The organism is Micromonospora sp. NPDC003776, from assembly GCF_053605645.1.
Genome location: NZ_JBSGJR010000540.1, coordinates 1 through 4,748 on the forward strand (window position 1 = coordinate 1; position 4,748 = coordinate 4,748).

General features: G+C 72.6%; 5 protein-coding genes. 1 reads left to right on the forward strand and 4 read right to left on the reverse strand.

What is annotated here, in order from left to right; all coding sequences use genetic code 11:
* On the reverse strand, window positions 1-835 hold an 835-nt coding region (locus ACWEVO_RS30330; RefSeq protein ID WP_452310889.1), incomplete at its 3' end, for a histidine kinase dimerization/phosphoacceptor domain-containing protein.
* A gap of 198 nt (window positions 836-1,033) precedes the next feature.
* Window positions 1,034-1,714 (reverse strand): DUF305 domain-containing protein, encoded by a 681-nt coding sequence (locus ACWEVO_RS30335; protein ID WP_452310890.1) that lies wholly within the window; start codon window positions 1,712-1,714, stop codon window positions 1,034-1,036.
* A 138-nt stretch (window positions 1,715-1,852) separates the two neighbouring features.
* On the opposite strand from ACWEVO_RS30335, the gene ACWEVO_RS30340 reads away from it, so the two are divergent.
* Window positions 1,853-3,304, forward strand: coding sequence for an LVIVD repeat-containing protein (locus ACWEVO_RS30340; RefSeq protein ID WP_452310891.1), 1,452 nt, complete (start codon window positions 1,853-1,855; stop codon window positions 3,302-3,304).
* A gap of 57 nt (window positions 3,305-3,361) precedes the next feature.
* Here the strand turns inward: ACWEVO_RS30340 and ACWEVO_RS30345 are convergent, their stop codons facing one another.
* The gene (locus tag ACWEVO_RS30345; RefSeq protein ID WP_452310892.1) at window positions 3,362-4,357 is read right to left on the reverse strand and encodes a carcinine hydrolase/isopenicillin-N N-acyltransferase family protein; all 996 of its coding nucleotides are present in this window, start codon (window positions 4,355-4,357) and stop codon (window positions 3,362-3,364) included.
* A 40-nt stretch (window positions 4,358-4,397) separates the two neighbouring features.
* Window positions 4,398-4,748: PfkB family carbohydrate kinase (locus ACWEVO_RS30350; protein ID WP_452310893.1), on the reverse strand; the 351-nt coding region annotated here is incomplete at its 5' end.

The window sequence follows — 4,748 nt, forward strand, 5'->3', positions numbered from 1 at the left end:
ACCGCCTCTGTGAGCAGGAAGGTGATGACGGCGTTGATGAAGGCCGCCCAGTCCATGTCGTCGCGCCCGGCGCGGCCACCGGCTCCGGCCGGCTCGGCTCGCGGAGTACGCCGACCAGCCGCCGCATCTCCTCCAGCGCCTGCCGGCCGGTGTCCGCCACCACCTTGGCCGCCTCGCGGGCGGTGTCCGGGTCGCGGTCGACGGTGAACCGGACCCCGTCCGCCTGCACGATCATCACGGCCATGCTGTGCGCCACCACGTCGTGCAACTCCCGGGCGATCCGGGTGCGCTCCTCGGCCACCGCGGCGCGGGCCTCCGCCTCCCGCTCCCGTTCCAGCGTGGCGGCCCGCTCCTCCAGGCTCAGCACGTAGAGCCGGCGGGTCCGCACGTTCAACCCGACCAGCCAGACCGCCGAGGTGACCATGCCGAACCAGAGCGCGCTCGCCCACCAGGCCGCCGGCCCGGGCGTCTGGAGGGCGGCCAGCACCACCCCGACGGCCGCCACGATCCCGGCGGCGATCCCGTCCCGGAGCCGGTCGGCGTACTTGACCACGCTGTAGAGGGCGATCAGCACGGCGATGTCATAGCCGAGCGGCCCCCAGTGGGCGAGCACCTGCGCCAGGGCGAGCACGCCGACCACGGCCGCCACCGCCGACGGGTGGGTACGCCGGAACAGCAGGGCCAGCGCCATGGCGAACCCGACCAGGGTGGCCGGCCAGCCGCCGGGCTGCGCCACGACGCCGAGAACGGCGAAGAGCGCCACGAACCCGGAGACGGCGACGTCGAAGGCGACGCTGCGCAACGGGCGGCCGAAGATCACGCGGTCCACGGTCACCCAGCGTACGGGCAGGCCGCCGCGTCGATACCGACCGAGTTGGCCGAGCCTGACGGCGGACCCGACCGCGGCCGCCCGCCGGCCCCCGCGCAGCCGCCTTTGCTCTGCTTCAACCGACGCAACACTGACGCGGCGTTTCTGTTGCGTGGGTTGAAGCAGAGCAAAGGGAGCGGACAGGGGGTGGCCGGGCTGCCCCGGTCAGGACCCGATCAGTTCGCGCATCCGGGTGATCTCCACGGCCTGCTCGGCGGCGACCGAATTGGCGAACTCCTGCATGGTCTGATCGGCACCCACCTTGAGCAGGTCGGTGGCCATCGCCACGGCACCCTCGTGGTGCTCGATCATCATCCGCACGAAGAGGCGGTCGAACTCGGCGCCGCGGGCGGCGGCGAGCTGTCGCATCGACTCCGGGGACTGCATGCCGCGCATGCGGCCGTGATCGTGGCCGGGGACCTCGGCGGGCAGGTCACGGGCGGTGAGCCACGCCCGCAGCACGCCGATCTCGGGTTGCTGGGCGGCCCGGATCCGGTCGGCGACCGCACGTATCCGGGGGTCGGCGGCCCGTTCGGGGGCGAGGGCGGCCATCTCCACCGCCTGCTGGTGGTGCGGGATCATCATCCGGACGAACCAGACGTCGAGGCTGTTGTAGCGGGGCGGCGAGGCGTCCCGCACCTCCTGGGCCGGGCGGGTCACCGCCGGCTCCCCCGGTCGGCCGGGCACGATGACCGGTGGTCCGTCCGCCACGGGCGTGGGGGTCGACGCGGCGGCCGCGGCGGCCGGCGGGCGGTCGGCCCGGGACCGCCATGCCATGCCGAGCGCGACGAGCGCCAGGGCCACGGCTGTGACGACGATCAGTATGCGTCCACGCCGGACGGTCATGCGCCACCCCCTCCGATAGAGGTGAGAGCGATCCTAACCAGGAATAAAGGCCGCTCGATGTGACCCGGATCACATTGATACCCGTCGGTCACCGGTAAGGTGTCGACAATCGTCATCCCCTTTCGAAGGGTGTCGCCGATGGTCAAGTTCCGCATGTCCAGGTCCCGTCGTCTCCGGATTGCCGGCCTCGCCGCCGCCGGCCTCCTCCTCGCCAGCGTCGCCGCTCCCACCGGCGCGCAGGCCACCCCACGGCTCGCCGAACCGGCCACCGTGGACACCGCCGCCGCCGGACTCGGCGTCGACGAAATCTCCAGCAGCCCCAACCTCCGTCAGATCGCCAACCTGCCCAAGCAGGCGCCGTTCGACACCGAGAACGCGTACGGCACCGACATGGCGTTCCAGGGGCCGTTCGCCTACGTCGGCAACTACAACGGCTTCACCATCTACAACATCGCGAACCCGGCCGCCCCGAAGATCATGTCGCAGGTGCTCTGCCCCGGGTCGCAGAACGACGTCTCCGTCTACGGAGACCTGCTCTTCCTCTCCACCGACTCGTCTCGCAACGACGACTCGTGCAGCAGCGTGCCGCAGTCGGCGAGCGTCAAGGCGTCCTGGGAGGGCATCAAGGTCTTCGACATCAGCGACAAGACCAACCCGCGCTACATCAAGGCCGTCGAGACGGACTGCGGGTCGCACACGCACACCCTGGTGCCGGGCAAGGACGGCACCTCCGTCTACCTGTACGTCTCCTCGTACAGCCCATCGGCGTCCTTCCCGGACTGCCAGCCGCCGCACGACTCCATCTCGATCGTCAAGGTGCCGCTGGAGACGCCCACCGACGCGGCCGTGGTGGCCACCCCGAACCTCTTCCCGGACGGCGGATACGCCGGCCGCCCGGGTGGCTCGGCGACCACCGGTTGCCACGACATCACCGCCTACCCGCAGAAGGACCTGGCCGCCGGCGCGTGCATGGGTGACGGCATCCTGATGGACATCTCCAACCGGGAGGCGCCCCGGGTGATCAACCAGGTCCGGGACACCACCAACTTCGCCTTCTGGCACTCGGCCACCTTCAACAACACCGGCACCAAGGTCATCTTCACCGACGAGCTGGGTGGCGGCGGCGCGGCGACCTGCAACACCACCGTCGGGCCGAACCGCGGCGCGGACGCCATCTACGACATCACCGGCGCCGGCGACGCGCGGACCATGGTGTTCCGCAGCTACTACAAGATTCCCCGGGCCAACGCCGACACCGAGAACTGCGTGGCGCACAACGGCTCGCTGATCCCGGTGCCCGGCCGCGACATCATGGTCCAGGCCTGGTACCAGGGCGGCATCTCGGTCTGGGACTTCACCGACTCGGCCAACCCGAGGGAGATCGGCTACTGGGAGCGGGGCCCGCTCTCCGACAGCCGGCTCGTCCTGGGCGGCGCGTGGTCGTCGTACTACTACAACGGCCACATCTACTCCAGTGACATCCAGAAGGGTCTGGACGTGGTGCAGATCGACCCGGCCTCCATCCCGGGTGCCAAGACCCGCCACTTCACCCGGCTCAACGTGCAGACCCAACCCGACTACAAGGACTGACCGGCCACCGCTCTCGGGCCCGGCCACCGCACCCGCGGAGGCCGGGCCCGTCGGCGGTCAGCTCATCGGCAGCCGGTAGCCGCGTTCCCCGCCCCCGGTGGCCGGCACCAGCCGGACCTCACCCGTACGCAGCCCGTACACCACCGACCAGCGGGTATGCCCCTGCCGCACCGCGCCGAGCAGGCGCAGCGCGGCCGGCGCGTCCAGCACGCCACCGGTGGCGTCCAGCGCCTCGGCGAGGACGCCGTACCGGTGGTCCCGGCGCAGCTGCGACTCGGCCACCCCGACGGCCGGCACGTTGGTCAGCGCCTGCCAGGGACCGCGCCGCCGGTCGACCCGCAGCACCCCGTCGACGAACTCCACCACCGCCGAGGCGCCGCCGGCGTCGGCCAGCAGGTAGTGCAGCGGCGGCCCGCCGTCGAAGTCCAGGTTGTACCGCTCGAACACGGCGACCGCCTCGTCCACCGTGGCCGCGTTGTCCAGCACCAGCCGCAGGATGCGTACGGAGCCCACGGTGGGGCGCCCCGGCACCGGACGGGCGCTCGCGCCGTCGTCGGCCGCCAGCCCGACGGCCAGGCCCCGCTCGTTCATGCCGTCGAAGGGCAGCAGCGGCGCGTCGAGCAGCCGCCGGTCCCCGGCCGGGTCGGCACCGACCCCGAGGTAGGAGATGTCCACCAGGGAGATCGACGCGTACCCGTCCGGCGGGTCGGTCCGCAGCACCAGGGCCGGGTTGGGGTCCCAGTCGAAGTTGCGGGCGAACAGGGGCCGGTTCCGGTCACCGAGCGCGGCGAAGAGCGAACAGCCGAACGGGCTCGCCCCGGGCGTGCCGGCCACGCCCACCGTCGGGTCGTAGTCCCCCACGTAGGTCATCTCGTACAGCGGCAGGTCGTCGACCTTGCGGAGGCTGGCCAGCGTCCGCTCGACCTGGCCGGCGTCCTGCCGGGAGGCGGTCGGCCCGCCGGCCGCGGGCGGCCCCGCCCGGTGGCTCCCGGAGCAGCCGGCGGTGACCAGCAGCAGGGCGACCCCGCTGGCGAGCAACGTCCTCCTCCGCACGCCCCGACGCTAGAAGAGGCAACGACCGTTGTCCATCCGGTCAGCGCCCGGGGATCCGGGCCAGCTGCGCGTCGATCACCTGGGCGCTCAGGGCGGGCCGGCCGCCCGGGTGGCCCACCGTGGCGCCGGCCGCCGCCACCGCGTGGCGGGCGATCACCGGGTACGGCTCGCCCCGGAGCAGGCCCGCGGTGAGCGCCGCGACGAAGGCGTCCCCCGCGCCGGTGCTGTCCACGACGGGCGTGTCCGAGAGCGGCACGAACAGCTCGCCGTCCGGCCAGACGAACGCGTTGCCCTCCCCCGCCACCTCGACGGTGACCAGCGACGGTCCCCGCGCCCGCAGCTCCCGGCCGGCCGACAGGACGGCCCGCGCGACCTCGTGCGGACCACCGAC

Bases quoted from the DNA above. Each gene is read 5' to 3' on its own strand.
- ACWEVO_RS30335 (WP_452310890.1), bottom strand. From the start codon at position 1,714: ATGACCGTCCGGCGTGGACGCATACTGATCGTCGTCACAGCCGTGGCC.
- ACWEVO_RS30340 (WP_452310891.1), top strand. From the start codon at position 1,853: ATGGTCAAGTTCCGCATGTCCAGGTCCCGTCGTCTCCGGATTGCCGGC.